The 21,180-nt window shown below is 63.2% G+C and carries 23 protein-coding genes; 13 read left to right on the top strand and 10 right to left on the bottom strand.

Going from position 1 to position 21,180, the window contains the following annotated elements:
* The first annotated feature begins 63 nt into the window (after nucleotides 1-63).
* The gene (locus tag AB6802_RS05185; RefSeq protein ID WP_371008949.1) at nucleotides 64-516 is read left to right on the top strand and encodes a GatB/YqeY domain-containing protein; all 453 of its coding nucleotides are present in this window, start codon (nucleotides 64-66) and stop codon (nucleotides 514-516) included.
* A 113-nt stretch (nucleotides 517-629) separates the two neighbouring features.
* Here AB6802_RS05185 and AB6802_RS05180 read toward each other — a convergent pair whose 3' ends face one another.
* Nucleotides 630-1,625: a hypothetical protein gene (locus AB6802_RS05180; protein WP_371008948.1), complete on the bottom strand. Its 996-nt coding sequence runs from the start codon at nucleotides 1,623-1,625 to the stop codon at nucleotides 630-632.
* 318 nt (nucleotides 1,626-1,943) lie between these two features.
* Here AB6802_RS05180 and AB6802_RS05175 point away from each other — a divergent pair, with 318 nt between their 5' ends.
* Both AB6802_RS05175 and AB6802_RS05170 read left to right on the top strand, forming a co-directional pair.
* Nucleotides 1,944-2,654 (top strand): DNA helicase, encoded by a 711-nt coding sequence (locus AB6802_RS05175; protein ID WP_371008947.1) that lies wholly within the window; start codon nucleotides 1,944-1,946, stop codon nucleotides 2,652-2,654.
* Nucleotides 2,655-2,703: 49 nt separating this feature from the next.
* Nucleotides 2,704-3,261, top strand: a complete 558-nt coding sequence (locus AB6802_RS05170) for a GNAT family N-acetyltransferase (protein WP_371008946.1) — start codon at nucleotides 2,704-2,706, stop codon at nucleotides 3,259-3,261.
* Nucleotide 3,262: 1 nt separating this feature from the next.
* Here the strand turns inward: AB6802_RS05170 and AB6802_RS05165 are convergent, their stop codons facing one another.
* From AB6802_RS05165 to AB6802_RS05155, 3 genes are all read right to left on the bottom strand, one after another.
* A complete protein-coding gene (locus AB6802_RS05165) occupies nucleotides 3,263-4,447 on the bottom strand; it encodes an MFS transporter (protein WP_371009316.1) in 1,185 nt (394 codons plus the stop codon).
* Nucleotides 4,448-4,547: 100 nt separating this feature from the next.
* Nucleotides 4,548-4,757, bottom strand: coding sequence for a DUF2061 domain-containing protein (locus tag AB6802_RS05160; protein ID WP_371008945.1), 210 nt, complete (start codon nucleotides 4,755-4,757; stop codon nucleotides 4,548-4,550).
* Between the two features lie 109 nt (nucleotides 4,758-4,866).
* A complete protein-coding gene (locus AB6802_RS05155) occupies nucleotides 4,867-6,531 on the bottom strand; it encodes a Na/Pi cotransporter family protein (protein WP_371008944.1) in 1,665 nt (554 codons plus the stop codon).
* Nucleotides 6,532-6,891: 360 nt separating this feature from the next.
* Between AB6802_RS05155 and AB6802_RS05150 the strand changes: the two genes are divergently transcribed.
* The 6 genes from AB6802_RS05150 (at nucleotide 6,892) to AB6802_RS05125 (ending at nucleotide 13,566) form a co-directional block, all read left to right on the top strand.
* Nucleotides 6,892-7,284: an RcnB family protein gene (locus tag AB6802_RS05150; protein ID WP_371008943.1), complete on the top strand. Its 393-nt coding sequence runs from the start codon at nucleotides 6,892-6,894 to the stop codon at nucleotides 7,282-7,284.
* A gap of 137 nt (nucleotides 7,285-7,421) precedes the next feature.
* Complete coding sequence (gene dnaG / locus AB6802_RS05145) at nucleotides 7,422-9,365, top strand: DNA primase (RefSeq protein ID WP_371008942.1); 1,944 nt, start codon at nucleotides 7,422-7,424, stop codon at nucleotides 9,363-9,365.
* Between the two features lie 418 nt (nucleotides 9,366-9,783).
* Nucleotides 9,784-11,811 (top strand): RNA polymerase sigma factor RpoD, encoded by a 2,028-nt coding sequence (gene rpoD / locus AB6802_RS05140; RefSeq protein ID WP_371008941.1) that lies wholly within the window; start codon nucleotides 9,784-9,786, stop codon nucleotides 11,809-11,811.
* Nucleotides 11,812-12,005: 194 nt separating this feature from the next.
* Nucleotides 12,006-12,299 carry a GYD domain-containing protein gene (locus AB6802_RS05135; protein WP_371008940.1) on the top strand — a complete coding sequence of 98 codons (294 nt, stop codon included), beginning with the start codon at nucleotides 12,006-12,008 and terminating at the stop codon, nucleotides 12,297-12,299.
* A gap of 61 nt (nucleotides 12,300-12,360) precedes the next feature.
* Entirely contained in the window at nucleotides 12,361-12,741 is a 381-nt protein-coding gene (locus AB6802_RS05130) for a DUF393 domain-containing protein (protein WP_371008939.1), read from the top strand.
* Nucleotides 12,742-12,879: 138 nt separating this feature from the next.
* On the top strand, nucleotides 12,880-13,566 hold the full coding sequence (locus tag AB6802_RS05125) for a PadR family transcriptional regulator (protein ID WP_371008938.1): 687 nt from the start codon (nucleotides 12,880-12,882) through the stop codon (nucleotides 13,564-13,566).
* A 126-nt stretch (nucleotides 13,567-13,692) separates the two neighbouring features.
* Here the strand turns inward: AB6802_RS05125 and AB6802_RS05120 are convergent, their stop codons facing one another.
* Both AB6802_RS05120 and AB6802_RS05115 read right to left on the bottom strand, forming a co-directional pair.
* A complete protein-coding gene (locus AB6802_RS05120) occupies nucleotides 13,693-13,953 on the bottom strand; it encodes a YiaA/YiaB family inner membrane protein (protein WP_371008937.1) in 261 nt (86 codons plus the stop codon).
* A 64-nt stretch (nucleotides 13,954-14,017) separates the two neighbouring features.
* Nucleotides 14,018-14,695 carry a PspA/IM30 family protein gene (locus AB6802_RS05115; RefSeq protein ID WP_371008936.1) on the bottom strand — a complete coding sequence of 226 codons (678 nt, stop codon included), beginning with the start codon at nucleotides 14,693-14,695 and terminating at the stop codon, nucleotides 14,018-14,020.
* A 175-nt stretch (nucleotides 14,696-14,870) separates the two neighbouring features.
* Here AB6802_RS05115 and AB6802_RS05110 point away from each other — a divergent pair, with 175 nt between their 5' ends.
* Together AB6802_RS05110 and AB6802_RS05105 are read left to right on the top strand one after the other, a co-directional pair.
* Nucleotides 14,871-15,512: a TetR/AcrR family transcriptional regulator gene (locus AB6802_RS05110; RefSeq protein WP_371008935.1), complete on the top strand. Its 642-nt coding sequence runs from the start codon at nucleotides 14,871-14,873 to the stop codon at nucleotides 15,510-15,512.
* A 45-nt stretch (nucleotides 15,513-15,557) separates the two neighbouring features.
* Nucleotides 15,558-15,848 carry an HlyU family transcriptional regulator gene (locus AB6802_RS05105; protein ID WP_371008934.1) on the top strand — a complete coding sequence of 97 codons (291 nt, stop codon included), beginning with the start codon at nucleotides 15,558-15,560 and terminating at the stop codon, nucleotides 15,846-15,848.
* 48 nt (nucleotides 15,849-15,896) lie between these two features.
* On the opposite strand, the gene AB6802_RS05100 is transcribed toward AB6802_RS05105, so the two are convergent.
* Together AB6802_RS05100 and AB6802_RS05095 are read right to left on the bottom strand one after the other, a co-directional pair.
* Nucleotides 15,897-16,829, bottom strand: a complete 933-nt coding sequence (locus AB6802_RS05100; protein ID WP_371009315.1) for a 3-keto-5-aminohexanoate cleavage protein — start codon at nucleotides 16,827-16,829, stop codon at nucleotides 15,897-15,899.
* Nucleotides 16,830-17,306: 477 nt separating this feature from the next.
* The gene (locus AB6802_RS05095; RefSeq protein WP_371008933.1) at nucleotides 17,307-17,945 is read right to left on the bottom strand and encodes an FMN-dependent NADH-azoreductase; all 639 of its coding nucleotides are present in this window, start codon (nucleotides 17,943-17,945) and stop codon (nucleotides 17,307-17,309) included.
* A gap of 114 nt (nucleotides 17,946-18,059) precedes the next feature.
* On the opposite strand from AB6802_RS05095, the gene AB6802_RS05090 reads away from it, so the two are divergent.
* Entirely contained in the window at nucleotides 18,060-19,016 is a 957-nt protein-coding gene (locus AB6802_RS05090; RefSeq protein ID WP_371008932.1) for a LysR family transcriptional regulator, read from the top strand.
* Here AB6802_RS05090 and AB6802_RS05085 read toward each other — a convergent pair.
* Nucleotides 18,949-19,575 (bottom strand): helix-turn-helix domain-containing protein, encoded by a 627-nt coding sequence (locus AB6802_RS05085; RefSeq protein WP_371008931.1) that lies wholly within the window; start codon nucleotides 19,573-19,575, stop codon nucleotides 18,949-18,951. The genes AB6802_RS05090 and AB6802_RS05085 overlap by 68 nt on opposite strands.
* 65 nt (nucleotides 19,576-19,640) lie before the next feature.
* Between AB6802_RS05085 and AB6802_RS05080 the strand changes: the two genes are divergently transcribed.
* Nucleotides 19,641-20,066: a VOC family protein gene (locus AB6802_RS05080; RefSeq protein WP_371008930.1), complete on the top strand. Its 426-nt coding sequence runs from the start codon at nucleotides 19,641-19,643 to the stop codon at nucleotides 20,064-20,066.
* Nucleotides 20,067-20,126: 60 nt separating this feature from the next.
* Here AB6802_RS05080 and AB6802_RS05075 read toward each other — a convergent pair whose 3' ends face one another.
* A complete protein-coding gene (locus AB6802_RS05075) occupies nucleotides 20,127-21,071 on the bottom strand; it encodes a S1C family serine protease (protein WP_371008929.1) in 945 nt (314 codons plus the stop codon).
* Nucleotides 21,072-21,180: the final 109 nt, after the last annotated feature.

The following is a 21,180-nucleotide window of genomic DNA, read 5'->3' as shown; positions in this document are numbered from 1 at the left end:
TTTGTCGGAGTTTGCGTCACGCGGCGGGCGAAGCTATTGTCCGCCGCATTTCGAAGGAGAAGCATGATGCGCGAGAAAATCGCCGAATCCATGAAGAGCGCGATGAAGGCGCAGGACAAAGAGCGCCTGCCGACGCTGCGGCTGATCCAGGCCGCTATCCATGACCGCGACATCGTCAATCGCGGCGCCGGCAAACCGCCGGCCGGCGATGACGAAGTACTGCAGATCCTTTCCAAGATGGTGAAGCAGCGCGAGGAATCGGCGAAGGCCTTCGAGGACGGCAAGCGGCCGGAACTGGCGGCCAAGGAGCGCGCCGAGATGGAGGTCATTCTCGAATTTCTGCCGAAGCAGCTCGACGATGCCGCAATCACCACTGCTGCGCGAGAAGCCATCGCGGCGACCGGTGCCGCCAGCCAAAAAGACATGGGCAAGGTGATCGGCGTGCTCAAGCAGAAATATGCCGGACAGATGGACTTCGCCAAGGCAAGCGCCATCATCAAGGGACTGCTGCAGTAGCCAGAGCAATTTCAGGAAAAGTGTGAGCGGTTTTCCGTCTGGAATTTCGTAAAAACAAAGAGTTAGAGCATTTCACCGTTTCGATGAAACGGTGAAATGCTCCAACCTCGCGGCTATTTGCAGATCGGCGTCGGCTGCGGCGGCGGTGCCGGATGGTCCTTCTTGTACTGCGCGATGATCGGCTCCAGCGTCTTTTTCGGCCAGAATTTCGGGGCGCCGATCTCGCTTAGACAAGATGCGTTCCAGTAGAGACCCGCGCCCGACATCGACTGGCCGGAGGCCTTCGCATGCGCGACAGCGGCGATATCGCGCGATTCCGGGTAGATGTAGAGCGTGGTCGGATTGTTCTTGACCATCGGAATGATCTGCTCGGCATCGGCGGGCGACCAACTGGTGCAGCCATTGCTGCGACCGCCGGCATAATCCACCAGCTTGCCGAACGGGACAAAGCCGTCATGGTCGGCGTAAGAGCTTTGCGGGCTCTTGCGCATGCACACGCTCTTCAGAATTGCCGCTGGATGGCCGCCGATCACGCGCTGCCTGGCGTTCGCCGCTTCGCCTTCGCCGTCGAACTGGATGAAGGTGCGCATGAACACCGCGTCCTGGGCGCCGACGTGATAATAGCCCTTGAACGAGGTCTTTAACTCGGCAGTCATATAGGCGCCGCCGGCGGTCAGCTCGGAATCCATCGCATTGCCGAAGTTCTTGGCGCAGCGCCTGCCATTGGAGAAATCGGCAGCGCCTTTCAGGTTGCGGCCGCCGCCATGGCCCGAGGAGACCGCGCGGAAGACCTGCTTGGCCTCGCACACTATGTAGTAACGCTGGCCAAGCACGCTGCCGCCGAGGTCGCCGGGACGCGTTGCGTCCATGGCGAAATAGCAGGGATTCTTGACCGAACCTTCGCTCACCTTCTTCTGGTAGAGCGCGCGCGCCCGCTCCAGCACGACTTGCGAAATCTGGCCTTCGCCGTCGCCGACATGGCGCTGCAGCCAGTCCGGCATGCTCGATGGCCGTAACGCCGCGAACGAACTGACGGAAACCGTCAGGACCGCCAGAGCGGCGATAAGACAAAAGATGGCCGCGCCCAGCGGAACAGATTTCAACCGCACCGGTTGCCCCTCCTGTCGAAGCGTTGTGAATCACCCATAGATCATAGGAGGCCTCGCATCCATCGGCGAAACACTTCTAGTTTAGCAACGTCTGCTGGAGAGGGGATTGCGCCAGCAAGCGCCTTCACAGCCGCCACCCGCAATCTGCGGGATACTCCCAAAGCGCCGATTGGGTTATCATCTGATTCCGGCGCGCCCACGCCTCCTCCCTCCACCGGGAAAGCATTGTGCATGCGGGGCAGGTGATCACGCAACCGACTGTTCGAGCGCCATGCATAAGGAGGGTTTGCGAAGACTGCTCGCACCAGGAGGTTTTCGATGCGGCTTTCCGCCCCAATCTACCGTTTGAAGCGCCAAGCCAGGCTGCTGTCGCGCAAGGAAGAAATTCCCCTTCACCTGGCGCTTGACCGCATTGCCGCCGAGGAGGGTTTCTCCAGCTGGAGCCTGCTTGCGGCCAAAGCCGCCGAGACGGCGCCGGCGACTAGGCTTTTCGCGCGGCTGGTGCCCGGCGACATGGTGCTGATCGGGGCGCGGCCGGGTCAGGGCAAGACACTGATGAGCCTCGAACTTGCCGTGGCCGCCATGAAGGCAGGCAATCGCGCGGCGTTCTTCACGCTCGAATACACGCATGCCGACATCCTGCAGCGCTTCCATGACATCGGCATCGAGCCTGCCGATTTCGACGGCCGGTTCGTGTTCGACACTTCCGACGCCATCAGCGCGGCCTATATCATCGATGGGTTACGGTTGGCGCCGCGCGGAACGCTGGCGGTTATCGACTATCTGCAATTGCTCGACCAGAAGCGCGAGACTCCCGAGTTGATGGTCCAGGTTCAAGCGCTCAAGGCATTCGCGCGCGAAAACGGACTGGTGCTGGTGTTCATCTCGCAGATCGACAGATCATACGATCCCTCGAAAAAGCCGTTCCCGGATGTCAGCGATATCCGGCTGCCGAATCCGCTCGATTTGTCGCTGTTCGACAAGACGTGTTTCCTGAACGAGGGCGAAATCCGCTTTCAGGCAGCTTGAGAGCAGCCTGCTTGGAGGCTATGTCCGCTGGTCTCGCCAAGGGAAAACCATGATCGAGATCGTCAAGCCCGCGCTCCAGCATCTGCCGTCCTACAAAGCCGCGCTGGAAAGCGGCTGGTCGCCCGACAATGTGCGGCTGCTCGAAGCGACGCGTGAGCAGCTTGCGGCGATCGAGGAAGACCCGGTCGCCTTCCTCGCCAGCCTTGACGATCCGCAGGCGAAAGGGCCGCCCATCGCCTTGCCCGACGGCACCACAGTTGCGCGCCTGCCTGGCTTCAGGCGCTGGATCTGGGATGGTGAGGCCGCCGGCTCGATCGGCTTTCGCTGGCAGACAGGCACGTCGGCGCTGCCATCGCATGTGCTCGGCCATATCGGCTATTCCGTGGTGCCGTGGAAGCGGGGCCGCGGCTATGCAACCGAGGCGTTGCGGCTGATGCTGGAGGAGGCAAGGGCGGTCGGCCTCGACTATGTCGAGGTCACCGCCAAGCCCGGCAACCCGGCGTCGCAGAAGGTGATAACGGCCAATGGCGGCAGGCTGGTCGAACGTTTCTTTGAGGACGCCGCCTATGGCGGCGCGGAGAGCCTGAGGTTCCGGATCGAGCTTTAGCTTACTCCGCGGCCGCCGGCAGGGGCGGCATGGAGCGGCTGCGCCATTCCCAGGACTGCGAGGCCACGGCCACCGCGACCGCCACCAGCATGGCGATCACGCCTGCCAGCGGCAGGCTGCGGTAGCCGAGACCGGCGTTCAGCATCGCCGCCCCCAGTGAGGCGGCAAAGGCAATGCCGACATTGAAGCCAGACGGGATCAACGACGAGGCGAGGTTCGAGGCGTCCGCCGTCCAGGTGAGGATGCGGGTCTGGATCGGCGCGCCGATGGCGAAGTTGAGACCGCCCCAGATGACGATTGCTCCGACCATCGGCACCGGGTAGGGGGCGACGGCATAGATGGCGGCCAGCATCGCCGCCTGCAGGGCGAGCATGGCGATCAAGGACGGCATCAGCTTCCAGTCGGAGAGCTTGCCGCCGACGAAGACGCCGATCGTGGCGCCGACGCCATTTAGCAGCAGCACCCAGGGGATCAGGCTTTCGTCGAGGCCGGTGACTTCCAGCAATGTCGGCGTGATGTAGGTAAAGAGTCCGAACTGGCCGATCATCAGCATCAGCATGAGGATGAGCGACGTCCAGACCTGCTGGCGTCCCAGCACGCGCACCTCGCGCGCCAGCCCGGCCGGCCGGCTGGTGGCGCCGGCGGTGCGCGGCAGCAGCACAAGCATGGCGATGATGGCGACGATGCCCAGCCCGCCCATCACCCAGAAGGTCGCGCGCCAGCCCCAAAAGGCGCCGATCGCGGTGCCGGCTGGCACGCCGATAATGTTGGAGACGGTGAGGCCCGACAGGATGACAGCGACAGCCCGGCCGCGCTGGTCCTCGCGCACCAGGCTGACGGCAACTACCATGGCGACGCCGAAATAAGTGCCGTGCGCCACGGCGATTGCGATGCGCAGCAGAAGCATCGAGGTGAAGTCGGGCGCCAGCGCACAGGCCGCCTGTCCAAGGGTGAAAGCAACGGCGAGGCAGAGCAGCAAGGTCTTTCGCGAGACCTTGCTGGTGGCGAGCGCCAGAAGCGGCCCGCCGATGGCGATGCCGCAGGCATAACCGGAGACGAGATAGCCGGCGGTCGGCACCGACACGCCAAGGCCTTGCGCTACTTCGGGCAGCACGCCGGCGATGACGAATTCGGTGGTACCGAAGGCGAAAGCGGCAAGGAACAGGGCAATCAGCGGCAGCATGATTCAAACAGGCCTGAGAGGAATGGCCGCGTCAAACCACGCCTGGCCGCGAACGGCAATGCAGAAATTGTCGACGCCGCTTTAGCTTTTCTTGAGCGGTGCCTTACGTGGCCGTCTTGCGCCCGTAAGGGATCTTCAGCCAGGCGCGCTCATGCAGATAGTAGAGCAGCGATTTGGTAACGACCTCGGTCGCGCCGATGGTGGCCGCCAGCTTGATGCTGCCGGTCACCACCAGCGAGATGATCATGGTGTCGATCGTGCCGGTGGCGCGCCAGGAAAGTGCCTTGGCGAAGCTGCGCGAATGGGTATCCATCGACCGATCGTCCTCCCAATAGGCCTTTGCGCGATCCTTAGCCGACGGAAGCGAGGATGGGCAAAGGCTAATTTGGGGTGACCCCCCGATGGCGCGCCCTGGTCGACGTCTAGCTTGCCTTCAGCCGCGAGCCGCCAAGCAGGCCGCGCTCTTCCAGGACGGGATAGGCCATCGATGCCAGCAGCGAATTGATTTGCTTCAGGTCGCGGATGGTGTCGAGGTGGATCGAACTGGTTTCGACGCTTTTGGCAGTGCCATCGCGAAGGCGCACGAAATGACTGGCGCTGGTTTCCTTCTCGCGATCGCGCAGCCGATCCTTTTCCAGCACCAACTGGCGAGCGGTTTCCGGGTCGCGCGAGACGAGGACATTGAAGGCAAGCCGCGCATTGGCGAGCACGGAGCTGTGGAAGGCACACAATTCGCTCCAGCCCTCGTCGGTAAACTCCAGCCCCCGGTCGAACTTCTTCTTCACATGCACCAGCATGTTGCGCACGATGATGTCGCCGACCTGTTCGAGCTTGACGCAGGCACCGATCAGTTCCTGGCAGCGCAGCGCTTCGTCCTCGGTCAGCGGGTTCTTGGTGACCTTGGCCAGATAGAGCTTGATGGCCGCATGCTTGCGGTCGACGCGGTCGTCGAGGGCAGCCAGCGCTTTGATCTTGGCGCTATCGGCGTCCTCGTAGAGCTCGATGATGCGCTTCAGCATGATCTCGACCGTCTCGCATACCCGCACAACCTCTCGGGTTGCGTTGGCCAGCGCCTGGCTAGGTACATCGAGCGCGCTTTCGTTCAGCGCCGACAGTTCCACGACGTCGAGTGCGGCCGCCGGCTCCGTCTTGGTGCCCAGCGCCACGATCTTTTCCGAAGCCCGGTAGACGAAACCGGCCAGCGGCAGGCCGGCGAGCAGGATGATGACGTTGAACAGGATATGGGCGTTGACGATCTGATCGGCGGCCGTCGCGCCGAGGAAGCCGACATGCGGCCGCACGATCATGAACAGGATCAACATGACCAGCGAGCCCAGCCCGCGCATCAAGAGATTGCCGATCGGCACCACGCGCACGGCGGGTCCCGCCGAGCGGGTCAGCATCGGCGCGATGATCGAGGAACCCAGATTGACGCCGAGGATGAGGACCACGCCGAGTTCCGGGCTGATCAGGCCGCGGCCGGCGAGCGTTGCCATTAAAAGGACCGCGGCGATGCTCGACTGGAACAGCCAGGTGATCAGCGCCGCCAGCAGGTAAGCGGTGATGGAATCGCTGGAGAAATAATTGATGATCACGGGCATGAGTTGGCTGTTGCGCAGCGGCTCGGAAGCCTGACCGATCATTTCCAGCGACAGGATCAAAAGGCCGATACCGACCAGGATGCGGCCGGTCTGGCGCCAGTCGCGGCGCTCGGTGGCCATGAACATTACCGTGCCGGTGATCAGGCATAGCGGCACCAGCAGCGTGAGGTCGAAAGTCAAGAGCTTGACCACCAGCGCCGAGCCGATCTCGGCGCCGCGCACGGCCAATTGGCCGGCGGCGCCCGAGACGATGCCGGAACCGGCGAACGATCCGACCAGCAAGGTGACCGCGGTGGAGCTCTGCAAGGCGATGGCCAGGCCAGTGCCGGCGAGCACGGCCATGATCGGGTTGCGCATGGTGGCGCGCAGCTTGTGGCGCAGCACGTCGCCGTAGGCGCGCTCGACGCCGGTTTTCACCATGCGGGTGGCAAACAGCATCAGCGCCACCGCGCCGGCAAGGTGCAGCAGGACGACGGAGCCGCTCACGATCGGCCTCGCAAGGCGGCCTTGGCGGCAAGAAGGGGGGTGCGAATCTCAGTCATCTCAATGCACCGAAATATACCAATTAACATTAGCCGGATAATAGATTTTTCTGATGTCATGATCGTCTGCGCTCGACGGCGCATGTCGGAAATGAATGCAAGACACATTGGTTGCGTGCGCCACGAGGGCGATACCCGCGCCGTGATCTCTCATGCCGGCCATGGTCGGGCGTGACTTGAAGGCGTATTCAAAAGAGTCTGCGCAAGTAGCGGAAACCATTACAGAATTGTAATGCAGGTGTTCAGCTTCAGTTCATCCCCTGGCGGCTATTCCTCTGGCCATCGACAACAAGGAATACCGACCATGAAACGTCTCATACTTTCCGCTGTCACCGCCTCGATGCTGGCCGCGTCGGCCTTTTCGAGCCAGGCCGCGCCGCTTGCCCAGCCGAGCGCGCCGCAGTCGGACTACACCCAGGTCGACTGGCGGAAGTCAGGCACCCACCGCGACGTGAAGAAGCGCGTCATCCAGAAGAAGGTCATCGTCAAGCGCGACAATGGCCGCGACCACGGGCGCCACAACTGGCGCAATGGCCAGCGCTATTCCGACTGGAAGCGCCATCAGTCGGTCCGCGACTGGAACCGGCACGGCCTGCGCCGTCCCGGCCCCGGCCAGGAGTGGATCCGCGTCGGCAACGATTATGTGCTGGTCGGCATTCTCTCCGGCATCATCTTCGGCGCGATCGCCGCGCGGTAATCCGGCGACAATCCAATCCAAAAGAAGGCGGCCGCTCGGCCGCCTTCTTTTTGTCTGTGAAAAGCGGGTACTATTGGCACTGCAGAGTCGTCGCGCCCGGACGGCATGATTATATGGAGGCCAAACGAGCTTTCCCGATGCGCTTTCCGCCCGCCTTTCTCGACGAGATCCGCGACCGTGTGCCGATTTCCTCGGTCATAGGTCAGCGCGTCGCGTGGGACCGCAAGAAGACCAACGCCTCGCGCGGCGACTATTGGGCCTGCTGCCCGTTCCATGGCGAGAAGAGCCCGTCCTTCCATTGCGAGGACAAAAAGGGCCGCTACCATTGCTTCGGTTGCTCGGTGTCGGGCGACCATTTCAAGTTTCTGACCGAGCTCGAGGGATTGAGCTTTCCCGAAGCGGTCGAGAAAATCGCCGACATGGCCAGCGTGCCGATGCCGGTGCGCGACGAGCGGGAGGAACGGCGCGAGAAGGAACGCGCCAGCCTGACCGACGTCATGGAGATGGCAACCGCCTTCTTCCAGGATCGCCTGCAGGGGCCGGAGGGCGCCAAGGCCCGCGCCTATCTGCGCGACCGTGGATTGACGCCGGCGACGCAGCAGTCGTTCCGGCTCGGCTACGCGCCCGACAGCCGCAACGCGCTCAAGGAACATCTTGCTGCCAAGGGCGTGCCGAAGGCCGACATCGAGGCCTGCGGGCTGGTGCGGCATGGCGATGACGTACCGGTCTCCTACGACTGGTTCCGCGACCGCATCATGTTTCCGATCCCGGATTCACGCGGCAAGATCATCGCCTTTGGCGGCCGCGCGCTGGCGCCCGATGCGCTGGCCAAATACATGAACTCGCCCGACACCGAGCTCTTTCACAAGGGCAATGTGCTCTACAATTTCGCCCGCGCCCGCAAGGCGCTGGCCAAGGGCGGCACCGTGATTGCCGTCGAAGGCTATATGGACGTGATCGCGCTGGCGCAGGCCGGCTTCGAGAATGCCGTGGCGCCACTCGGCACCGCGCTTACCGAAAACCAGCTCGAATTGCTTTGGCGCATGGCGCCCGAGCCGATGCTGTGCTTCGACGGCGACAAAGCCGGGCTGAAAGCTGCATGGCGAGCCGCGGATTTGGCACTGCCCTCGGTGCAGGCCGGGCGCTCGGCGCGTTTTGCGCTGCTGCCGGAAGGCAAGGACCCTGACGATCTGGTCAAGGCCGAAGGACCGGACGCGTTCCGCGCCGTGCTTGCCGATGCGCGGCCGCTGGTCGACCTGTTGTGGATGCGCGAGACGGCGGGCGGTGTCTTCGACACGCCGGAGCGGCGGGCGGAACTGGGAAAGACGCTGCGCGAGTTGACCAGTCGCATCCGCGACGAAAGCACGCGCTATCACTACCAGCAGGCAATGCGCGAGCGGGAGCTGAGCTTCTTCGGTTCCCAGCGCGGCGCCGGGCAGGGCCGCCAGGATGGCGGCCGACAAGGCGAGCGGGGCAAGGGCAAGCCCGCACCCGGTGGACAATTCGCGAAGCCTGGTGGCGGTCGCATGACGATCACTGAAAGCCTCGGCCAGTCCGCGCTGGTCAAGCGCGGCGGCGAGGGGATGTCGGTGCGCGAAGCGACGATCATCGTGGCGCTGGTCAACCATCCGGCGCTGATCGACGAGAATTTCGCCCATGTCGAATTCCTCGATCTTGCCAACTCGGATCTGGGACGCCTGCATGCCGCCATCCTCGATGCCATGGCGCATGACGCCGCCAACGAGCGCGCCTCGGTCATCGCGACGATAGAGCGGGCCGGCTGCGGCGGCATCTGGGAACGAGCGGTGGAATTGATCAAGCGCGCGCGGCAATGGCCGGCGCTGGAAACGGCAGCACTTGACGACGCCCGCGACGCCTTCAACCAGGCGCTGCACTTGCAGCGCAGCGCCCGCACCTTACATAGAGAGCTGAAACAGGCGCAGGCGGCGCTCGATGCAGACCCTTCGGATGAAAACTTCCGGCATCTCGTCGAGATTCAAGCGCAATTCAAAGATGTGCAGGCAACGGAAGCGCTGATCGAAGGGTTCGGCGTGTCCTCGGGCAGGGTTGGCCGCGTTTAGGCCGATATTGCCATTGGAAGTGAAGTGGAAATGTGCAGCGCGTCGAATCGACGCCTCTAAGTCGGGTAATTGATTCGCTTTTTTCCTGCGAATCATGCGAGAGGCGCTTGACCTTCTGGCAGTTTGGCGGAATCAGGACGATTCGAAACGTTAACCGTGCCCCGGCGCCGGCGGAAATCGAGCGATTTGGGGTACAGGCGATGACTGGACAGGCAAACAGCCTGCCCCAGATATCAGGGTTAATCTGGACTTAATGCATGTCGCCCAAGAGTGGAAACCGGTTTTGGGGCAACGAGATGCATCAAACAAAAGAGATGATGCCGGGTCGGTGACAAGCGTTCCGGTGCGGGCGCATCCGGCATAACCGGTCCGGCAGTTTACGCGGCTTCGATATTCGGCCGCTTGGAGACGACAAAGAATGGCGACAAAGGAAAAGGAAGAGGTCGAGACCGAACGCGAAGGCACCACCGATGGGCCTCTGCTCGACCTTTCCGACGATGCTGTCAAGAAGATGATCAAGGCCGCGAAGAAACGCGGCTATGTCACGCTCGACGAATTGAACGCGGTGCTTCCCTCGGAAGAGACCGACCCGGATCGCATCGAAGACATCAATGCGATGCTCTCCGACATGGGCATCAACGTCGTCGAGGATGACGAGGTCGGTGAAGAGGCTGAGGCTGAAACGCCGGCCGACGCCGAGGAAGACGCCAACGAGCTTGCCGAGCAGACCGGCACAGCCGTCGCCGCCACGACCACCAAGAAAGAGCCGACCGACCGTACCGACGATCCGGTGCGCATGTATCTGCGCGAGATGGGCTCGGTCGAGCTTCTGTCGCGCGAGGGCGAAATCGCCATCGCCAAGCGCATCGAGGCCGGCCGCGAGACGATGATTGCCGGCTTGTGCGAAAGCCCGCTGACCTTCCAGGCCATCATCATCTGGCGCGACGAACTCAACGAATCCAAGATCCTGCTGCGCGAGATCATCGACCTCGAAGCGACCTATGCCGGCCCCGAGGCCAAGCAGGCGCCGGTCGTCGAGCGCATCGAGGAAGCGCCCAAGCCCGAAGAGAAGCCGCGCGGACGCGCCGCCCAGCGCGACGAGGAAGACGACATCACCAATGTCGGCGCAGACATGCGCGGGCTCGAGGAAGAGGAAGACGACGAGGACGAGGCCAGCCTGTCGCTGGCGGCGATGGAAGCGGAACTGCGCCCCCAGGTGATGGAGACGCTCGACGTCATTGCGGACACCTACAAGAAGCTCAGGAAACTGCAGGACCAGCAGGTCGAGAACCGCCTGGCCGCGGCCGGCACGCTTTCGCCCAGCCAGGACCGCCGGCTGAAGGAGCTGAAGGACCAGCTGATCAAGGCGGTGAAGTCGCTGTCGCTCAATGCCGCGCGCATCGAGGCGCTGGTCGAGCAGCTCTACGACATCAACAAGCGCCTGGTGCAGAACGAAGGCAAGCTGTTGCGGCTCGCCGAAAGCTATGGCGTGCGCCGCGAGGAGTTCCTCAAGGAATACCAGGGCTCGGAGCTCGATCCGAACTGGATGCGCTCGATCGCCAACCTGACGTCGCGCGGCTGGAAGGAATTCACCAAGAACGAGAAGGACACGATCAAGGAGCTGCGCGCCGAGATCCAGAACCTCGCCACCGAGACGGCGATCTCGATCCTGGAATTCCGCAAGATCGTCAACCAGGTGCAGAAGGGCGAGCGCGAGGCCGCGATCGCCAAGAAGGAAATGGTCGAGGCGAATCTGCGCCTGGTCATCTCGATCGCCAAGAAATACACCAACCGTGGCTTGCAGTTCCTCGACCTGATCCAGGAAGGCAATATCGGCCTGATGAAGGCGGTCGATAAATTCGAATACCGCCGCGGTTACAAGTTCTCGACCTACGCGACATGGTGGATCCGGCAGGCGATCACGCGTTCGATCGCCGACCAGGCGCGCACCATCCGCATTCCGGTGCACATGATCGAGACGATCAACAAGATCGTGCGCACCTCGCGCCAGATGCTGCACGAGATCGGCCGCGAGCCGACGCCGGAGGAACTGGCCGAAAAGCTCGCAATGCCGCTGGAAAAGGTGCGCAAGGTGTTGAAGATCGCCAAGGAGCCGATCTCGCTCGAAACGCCGGTTGGCGACGAGGAGGATTCGCATCTGGGTGATTTCATCGAGGACAAGATGGCGATCCTGCCGATCGACGCCGCGATCCAGGCCAATCTGCGCGAGACCACCACGCGCGTGCTGGCCTCGCTGACGCCGCGCGAGGAACGCGTGCTGCGCATGCGCTTCGGCATCGGCATGAACACCGACCACACGCTGGAAGAAGTCGGCCAGCAGTTCTCGGTGACGCGTGAGCGTATCCGCCAGATCGAAGCCAAGGCGCTGCGCAAGCTCAAGCATCCGAGCAGAAGCCGCAAGCTGCGCAGCTTCCTCGACAGCTGATCCGGAAAAGACAAGCAAATCGAAAGGGCGCCTTGGGCGCCCTTTTTCATTCGCGAGCACCGCCTTGCCGGGGCCGCTCGACAGGAGGATAATTCCCGCGTCGGATGCATTTGTGGGCGACAAGCCGGATGCCCGCCCGGCGTCGGCCGTCAACGGCCAGACGCCCGCACCGTGGCCCCGGAGGGAGGTGTGCCATGACAACCTACATCGTGCTTATCAACTGGACCGAGCTGGGTGCCAAGAATGTGCGCGAGTCGCCGAAACGGCTCGATGCCGCCAAGAAGCTGCTGGGGGAAATGGGCGGATCGTTCAAGTCGTTCTATCTGACCATGGGCGAATGCGACATGGTCGCCATTGTCGAAGCCCCGGACGATGCGGTGCTTGCCCGCTTCGCGCTGCTGTTGTCGTCGGGCGGCAGTGTCAAGACGCGGACGATGAAGGCGTTTCCGGAATTCGCTTACCGCGAGATCATCAGTTCGCTCGGGTGAGGCAACTGAAGGGATCGGCGCGGCAGTTGCGAAGCCGCGCCGCATTCCCGATAGTGGCGCCATGCCGAAGCCTTTGCTGACCGTCTGGTACAACACCCGCTGTCCGGTGTGCGATGCCGGCATCAACCACCAGAAGCGGAGGCTGGTCGAGGCGGTCAAGGCGGGCTGGGTCGAATTCCGCGACGTCAATTTCGAACCTGAAGCGCTTTCGGCCTTCGGCGCCTCGCTCGAGGATATCCGCCGGCGCCTGCATGCCACCGATGCCGAGGGCAGGCTGCTGGTCGGTGCCGATGTGGCGATCGCAGTCTGGCGCCAGACACCAGGGGAAGGCTGGCTCGCGGCGCTGTTCGGCAATCCCGCCACGCTGCCCTTCACGCGCTTTGCCTATGACCGCTTTGCCGATCTTCTCTACGCCTGGAACCGGCGCAAGGGGCACTGGTAGGCGGACCTTGACGTTCCCAGGCAGGCCGTATGGGCCGCCCTTGGCAATGCCTCCGATACATCGTAAGATATATCTTGACTCCACGGAGGAGTGCGCCTACTTAAGATATATCGTAAGATAGAACTCAAGGAGCAATCAATGCACAAAGACAATCATTTCGGGCGCGGTCATTTCGGCGAGCGCATGTTCATGCATATGGCTGGCAAATTCGGCGGCCGCGGCGGCGGTTTCGGTCCGTTCGGCCATGGCGGCAGGGGCGGTGGACGCGGTGGCCCTGGCGACATCTTTCGCGCCGGCCGCATGCTGGCCGACGGCGATCTCAAGCTGATCACGCTGTCGCTGCTGGCCGAGGCGCCGCGCCACGGCTATGACATTATCAAGGCGCTTGAGGAGCGCACCAGCGGCATCTACAGCCCGAGCCCGGGCGTGGTCTACCCGACGCTGACCTTCCTGGAAGAGGCCGGCTATGCCGTCTCGTCGAGCGAAGGCAACAAGAAGGTGTTTTCGATCACCGAGGCAGGGCAGGCGCATCTTGCCGACAATCGCGAGATGATCGACGGCGTGCTCGACCACCTCGAGCGCTTCGGCCGCAAGATGGCCAAGGCGCGCGACTGGTTCGGCTGGAACGACGATGGCGAGGATCGGCGTGGTGGTCGCGGCGGCCGCGGCGAGCGTTCGGAAACGCGTGACGAATTCCGCGCCATCCGCCACCGCTTGCGTGCGGCGCTGGGCGACATCGTCGATGCCCCGGCTGAAAAACAGGCCGAGGCGATCGCCATTCTCGAAGCCGCCGCCGAAGCGCTGGAGGCGCTGTCCCACCGCTGAGCTGGGCGGCACTTCGTGATACGCAAAAAGCCCGCTCGATGAACTGACTCCCGAAAGTTGGACACAACCTTCGGGGGCAAGTTCACATGCGCCGGGCTTTTTTTGTTGGCGCTGGTGCGGATGGCATCATTCCTTGCCGACATACTCGCTGATCAGCTTCTCGTTGCGCGCCTTTTCGATCTTGGCGGTCATCTCGGCCGACAGGCGTTCGTCGGTGCGGTACTTGACCAGGTTCACCAGGCTGCCGGTCAAGAGCAGGATGCCCATGGCCCAATAACCCTTGGTCGCCAGGTCGATCGGCGCCAGCCACAGCGACAGGCCGAGCATGAAATAGGCGGCGCCGACCGAGGCGGTGTTGAACATGATGTAGGTCTGATTGGCGTTCATTGGCGTTCTCCGTTGGTTTGATGGCGTTGGATTTGATGGAATTCAGGTTTGGGAAAGCTGATTGTCAGTTGATGGTCTTGAGGCGCTCGAGCACGTCCTTGGCGCGCACTTTCACCGCCGGGCCGTGACCTGCTTCGGCAAGCCGGTCGCGGATCGCTTCCTGACGCAGTTCGCCGTCGATCTCGTCGAGGATGCCGGCCTCCTCGAACGGATCGGAGCTCGCCTTGATGCGGGCGAGCAGCTCTTCCGCCTCATTGATGCTTGCGGTGCGGCCGATCGAACGGTTGAGGCGTGACTGCGCCTTGCGTTCGGCATCGATGGCTCTGGCCGAGATCATGCCCTGGTTGAGATCGACGATCCGGCGGTGCGCCTGCTCGACGGACAGGCGCATCCGCAGCGTCTTTTCACCGAGGCTCTTCACCGTGACGCGGCGCACCTCCCGTTCGTTCTCGAGCTCGGCGATTGCCGTCGCGCCGCCTTCGGCAAGCGCCTGGTTGTTGGCCGAAAGCGCGCTCAGCGTGCGGGTCTCCAGATCGGCGATGCGGCGTTCAAGCTGGTCGAGGCTTGATTGCTCGGCACGCTGGCGCACGATCAGCGAGGCGAGCGTCTGCTTGGCGGCGGCGAGGCTTGCCTCCGCGTCGCGGATGCGCTGCGCCAGCAGGTCGATGGCAAAGCGGTCCTTCAGGTTGTCCTCGGCCCGGGCACTGGCGCCGTCCAGCAATGTCTTGATCAGGCTAAGCATGGTGTCTCTCCCTGTTTTGTGAACAATGTTCACGACGTCAACATAACAGGAAATGAACATTGTTCAAGAGTTATTTTGAACGCTGTTCACGAGGCGTCGGACATGGTAACGCAAGCACATGGTTAGTACCGGAGCTGGGTAATGTCGGCTTGCGGTGCCAAGGACAGGAATGGGCATGGCACTGAACAAGGAAGAAATGAGCGAGAAGGTGCTCGTCATTGCCGAGACGCTCCTCAATGAGGGCGGCATGGACAATCTGAAGGCGCGCACCATCGCCGAGCAGGCCGGCATCTCGGTCGGATCCGTCTACAATCTGTTTGCCGATCTCGACGAGGTGCACCGCGCCGTCAACATGCGGCTCCTCGACCGGCTGGGCGTCGCCGGTCTTACGGCGATGGCCGATCTCGAAAGGCAAGGGGTGAGCGATGCCGAACATCGCATCCTGGCAATGGCCGGCGCCTATGTGCGGTTCGTCGAAGCGCATCCCGGCAGTTGGCCGGCGTTGCTGGCCTTCAACCGTCGCCGCGCCACGCTGCCAGGTCCCGATTCCTACCAGGCACGGCTCGACGAGCTGTTCGACATCGTCGCCGGCGTGCTCAAGGCTGGGAACTTCGAGCTCGACGACGATCGTCGCGCGCTCGCCGCCCGCGCTTTGTGGTCAAGCGTGCACGGCATCGTCACCAGCGGCTATGTCGCCAAGTCGGACAGCCGCCAGGCCGACGAAATCTGGCAGCAGATCGAGCTTCTGGTCGGCGTTTTCGTCAGGGGACTGGAACGCGGCGGCGCATTCGCGCATGCTAGGACCAAACCTGTGTAAGCAGGACGCGACTTAGGCGTTCGCATGGAATGGAGTTTTTGAGCGATGTCTTTTCTGAAACGACTTTTTGGCGGCGGTGGCGAGGCAACGGAGACCGGCAGCGCCAAGCCGGAAAAGCAGGTCGAGCACAAGGGTTTTCTGATCAGCGCCACGCCTTACAAGGCTGAGGGCCAGTACCAGACCTGCGGCATCGTCTCGAAGGAAGTGGATGGCGTCATGAAGGAACATCGCTTCATCCGCGCCGACCGTTTCGCCGGCCTCGACGACGCCGTCGACATCTCGATCAAGAAGGGTATCCAGCTGGTCGACGAGCAGGGCGAGAAGATGTTCGGGTGACAGCCCAGGCGGCCGGGTTACCGCACCCCGGCCTCGCTTCCCGATCGATCAGAATCCGACCTTGTCGCCGCCTTTAAGTTGCAGGATCTGCCGCGCCTCATCGGGCGTGGCGATCGAGGCGCCGAGGCCTTCGATGATCTGGCGTACTTTCGTTACCTGTTCGGCGCTGGAGCGGGCAAGCTTGCCCTTGCCGATCCACAGCGAGTCCTCCAGGCCGACGCGCACATTGCCGCCCAACGCGATCGCCTGGGTGGCGATCGGCAATTGATGGCGGCCGGCGCCGAGCACTGACCAGTGATAGTCGCTGCCGAACAGCCGGTCGGCTGTGCGCTTCATATGGGCAACATCTTCCGGGTGCGTGCCGATGCCGCCCAGAATGCCGAACACGCTCTGGACGAAAAACGGTGCCTTCACCAGGCCGAGGTCGACGAAATGCGCCAGCGTGTAGAGATGGCCGATGTCGTAGCACTCGATCTCGAAGCGGGTGCCGTTGTCGGCGCAAGTGCGCAAAATGTGCTCGATGTCGCCGAAGGTGTTGCGGAAGATGCGGTCGCGCGAGGATTCGAGATAGGGCTGTTCCCAGTCATGCTGGAAGGTCTTGAAGCGTTCCAGCATCGGGAACAGGGCGAAATTCATCGACCCCATGTTGAGCGACGCGACCTCGGGCGCGAAGACCTTTGCTGGCCTGACCCGCTCTTCAACGCTCATCGTCGCGGCGCCGCCGGTGGTGATGTTGACGACGCAGTTGGAGCGCTGCTTGATGACCTGCAGGAAGGGAGCGAAGGCCTCCGGCGATTGGTCGGGGCGTCCATCGGCCGGATTGCGGGCATGCAGATGAACGACGGCGGCGCCAGCCTCGGCCGCTTCGATGGCGGCTGTAGCAATCTGCTCGGCCGTAACCGGCAAATGCGGTGACATCGACGGCGTATGAATCGAGCCGGTGACGGCGCAGGTGATGATGATCTTGTTCTGGTTCGCCACTTGGTATGCCTCAATGCGTTCGCTATCTGGTGATGCCCATTTGACCGCGCCTTGCGTGATACCGGAAATGAACTGTTTCGACAGCACGATATAAACCAGCGTAGTGGGCAGCGCCGCCAGTGTCAGACCGGTGAACAGCACCCCCCAGTCTGTTGTGAACTCGCCGACGAACACGGTCAGCCCCTGCGGCAGTGTCGTCAGATTGTCGGAGGTGATCAGGACCAGTGGGAAGAAAAAGTCGTTCCAGATCGGCGCCGCGTTCTGGATTGCTACGTCATCGGTATCGATGTCGGCGCGGCGCAGGTGAGAGCGGTCGCCTGTTCGATGGATGCCCAGCGTTTGGCCGCGGTCGCTCTGCGCGAGGATCGCCATCCGGCGGTGGTCCTGCCACCACTATAGTGCGGTTATAAGGCTTGAGTTCGAGCAACAAAAAAGCAGGCGCCGATGGCGCCTGCTTTTTTCAGTCTCCAGCAAGAGTTACGCCGCGACAGCGACCTGCTCTGCGGCCGTGGCGGCGATGGCATCGACCTTGGCGGTGGCCTTGGTGAGCGCGGCGGCAACCGCGTCGGCGCCCACGCCTACGCCCTCGACGCGGATGACTTCGACGTCAGTCATGCCGAGGAAGCCGAGCACGCTGCGCAGATAAGGAACGGCGTGGTCCATCTGCACCGCAGCACCCTCCGAATAGATGCCGCCGGAAGCCAGCACGATATAGACCTTCTTGCCGGTGACGAGGCCCTTCGGGCCGCCCTCGCCATAGGCGAAACTCCTGCCGGAGCGGGCGATGTGATCGACCCAGGACTTCAGCGTCGAGGAGATGTTGAAGTTGATGAAGCCGGTGGCGAGGATGATCGTGTCGGCGGCGAAGACCTCGTCCAGCGCAACATCCGAAACGCCGACAACCTCAGCCTGGCGCGGCGTGCGGGCATCGGCTGGCGTATAGATGCCGGTGGCGTAGTCGGGATCGATATGCGGCAGCGGATTGGCGACGAGGTCGCGCACGACAAGCGTGCTGGACGGGTCGGCGGCAACCAGCTTCCCGGCAAGATCGGTGGCGACTTTGGTCGAGTGCGAGGCTGCGCCGCGCGGGCTGGAAGTTACAAGAAGAATAGACATAACGGTGTCCCCTTGGGGTTGGATTGAACTGTCCCGCCACATATGGGGGCATCGTTCCATCTAGAAAACTGGCATAATATGTATACAATCAATCAACAAAACGGATGATACGCCATGCAGCCAAATCCAACCCTCGACCAGCTTCAGATACTGGTGGCTGTGGCCGACACCGGAAGTTTCTCGGCCGCGGGTCGCAAGCTGAACCGGGCTCAGTCGGTGGTGAGCTACGGCATTGCCAATCTGGAAGCACAACTCGGCCTCAAGCTGTTCGAGCGTGAAGGCGTGCGCGAGCCGCAACTCACGGATGTCGGCAAGGCGGTGCTAGAAGATGCGCGGCGTATGGTCGGCGTGTTGCAGCACATGCGCTCGCGGGTCGACGGCCATCATCAGGGGCTGGAAGCCGAGGTCGCGCTATCGGTTGACGCAGCGCTGCCCTCTCCGGTGCTGATCAGGGTGCTGAAGGCGTTCGAGGCGCAGTTTCCGACGGTGATGTTGCGGCTGCATATCGGCACGCTCGGCATCATTCCCGATCATGTGCTGAGCGGCCAGGCCGACCTTGGCATCGGTGGCATGCTGGGCGAGGTTGACGTGCATCTGGTCCGCATCGGATTCATGTCGATCGTGCTCGCCGCGGCACCCAGCCACCCGCTGGCGCTGGTGCCGGGGCCGGTGACCATCGAAGACGCGCGCGTGCACACGCAGCTTGTCGTCACCGATCAATCCGAACGCACCAAGGGACACGACTTCGGGGTCTTTGCCTACCGCACCTGGCGGCTGACGGACGTGCGCACCAAGCATGCGCTGATGCGCGAGGGCCTGGGCTGGGGCGGACTGCCGCGCTGGCTGATCGCCGACGACCTAGCGAGCGGCAAGCTTGTGGAACTCGACCTCGAGGTTTTCAGGGAGGTGCGCTCGCCGCTGTTTGCCATGCATCGCACCGACAGCAGTCCGAAGCCCGCGGCGGCCTGGCTGATCGACCAGTTCAAGCGCGAGCTTGGCCGTTTCAACGAGTTCGAGCCGGGGCCGGTGCTCGATGAGGAACGGGGGCCAGCCCGTCGGTCAGCGCCATGAGAACGGCGCGGTAATCCTCGGCCGAGCCACCCGCCTCGATGGCAAGGGCTGCCCGGTCGAAGGCCGCGGCAAGCAGCGCGGTCAGCGCTTCGACAGGCAGTCTCGTTATCGCTTGCGCGCGCATTGCCGCGACCAGGCCTTCGCGCAGCGAGCGGTTGCCGTGGCGATTGTCGATTGCGTCCATGGCGACGCGGCCGAGCACGGCCGGACCGTCTAGCAGCAAAAGCCGCGTGCGTCCGGGCAGGCGCATGGCCGCCAGATAAGCGTCCGAGCCGGCGATCAGCGCGTCGCGGGGGACAAGCGATGGCGGCGCGGCGTCGTCGATCTCAGCTGCCACCGCCGCTGCCTCCTGTTCGGCGACAGCGGCGAACAGCGCCTGCTTGTCGGCAAAGTGGTGATAGAGCGCGCCGCGCGTCACACCGGCCTCGGCGACGATCTCCGGCGTACCGGTCTCGGCATAGGATTTTTCGGTGAACAGCTTTCGCGCTGCACGGATCAGATCCGACCGTGTCGCCTCGGTGCGGTCGCGGTTGGAGCGGCGTCCGGATTCCTGTTGCATACATGCAGCCTGTATGTTATTGCGCTTACATACAGACTGTATGTGATGAAACCGGAGAAAGAAAGATGAAGACGACGAGCTATTACCCGGTGTTGATGACCGGCGATGTTGCCGGCACGGCAGCCTTTTATGTCGGCCACTTCCGTTTCGAGCCGCTGTTTGAGAGCGACTGGTATGTGCATCTGCGCTCGGCCGAAGACAGGCGCGTCAATCTCGGCATCGTCCAGGGCGATCACGAGACGATCCCGGAGGAGGGACGGGGGCGGACTTCGGGTCTCCTGATCAATTTCGAGGTCCGCGACCCCGACGCGGTCTATGAGCGCGCCGTTGCGGCTGGGCTGCCGATCCTGCGCTCGCTGCGCGACGAGCCCTTTGGCCAGCGTCATTTCATGACCAAGGACCCGAATGGCGTGCTGATCGATGTCATCAAGCCGATCCCGCCAAGCGAGGAATTCCTGGCGCAATATGCCAAGGGAGCGGCTGGAGGATGATCCACTTGGCGGCAGATGTCCGGTCTCTGCTCGGCCATATCGTCAGGTCGAGCTGGAAACTCAGCTCCGCGCCACCGGTGTCACCACCACCTGGGTGACGCCGGTGCGGCGCACGACCGTGCACAGCGTCTCGCGGTCGATGCGCTGCGCATCGAGCATGCGCACGAGATCATCCACGCCGGTGACCGGGCGGCCGTCTATTGCCGCGATGATATCGCCTTCCTTCAGGCCGGCCTTGGCCGCCGGTCCGTTCTTCTCAACGCTGCGCAGGCGCACGGCCGTGCTGGTCGTGACCTGGGAGAGCAGTGCTGCCCGGCGCGGCAGATTGGTCGTGTCGGCAGAGACGCCAATGAAGGCGCGCCGCACGCGGCCGAAGCGGATGATCTCGGAGATGACGAAGTTGGCGGTGTTGGAGGCCACCGCGAAAGCAATGCCTTGCGCGCCGTGGATCATGGCGGTGTTGACGCCTATCACCTCGCCGGCCGACGACACCAGCGGGCCGCCGGAATTGCCCGGGTTGAGCGCGGCGTCGGTCTGGATGACGTCGTCGATCAACCGGCCGGTCGAGGCGCGCATCGAGCGGCCGAGCGCCGAGACGACGCCGGCGGTCACGGTCCATTCGAAGCCGAGCGGATTGCCGATGGCGATGGCGATCTGGCCGCGGCGCAGGCGCTTGGAATCGCCGAGCGGCGCGATATCGGCGAAATTGCCGTCGGCGCGCACCAGGGCGATGTCGGTGTCGGGATCGCGGCCAAGCACGCGGCCTTCGCGGGCCGCGCCGTCCGGCGTCGTGACGCGCACGGCGCGTGCATCACCCACGACATGGAAGTTGGTGACGACCAGCCCGTCCTGCGCGATGACGAAGCCCGAGCCATGGCCGCTGGCGCCGATGCGCTCGATGCGGCAGACGGCCGGGCCGATGCGGTCGACGGCGTCGGCGACACTCGAGGAGTAAGCGTCGAGCAGAGTGTCGTCGGATTGGAGTTTTTCGGCGGCGAAGGCCATTGGCGTTCCCATGTGATCTCGCGGAATGATGACTATATGTGCGGAGCGGGCGCGACGACCGCGACCTGACCAAGTGGCCAGTCCGGCCGCCGACTAGCCGTCAGGCGAG

The sequence above is a fragment of the Mesorhizobium sp. RCC_202 genome, from assembly GCF_041355295.1.
Classification (GTDB): Bacteria; Pseudomonadota; Alphaproteobacteria; order Rhizobiales; family Rhizobiaceae; genus Mesorhizobium.
Note: the sequence above shows the minus strand (reverse complement) of the source record. Positions and strands in the feature narration are given on the sequence as shown.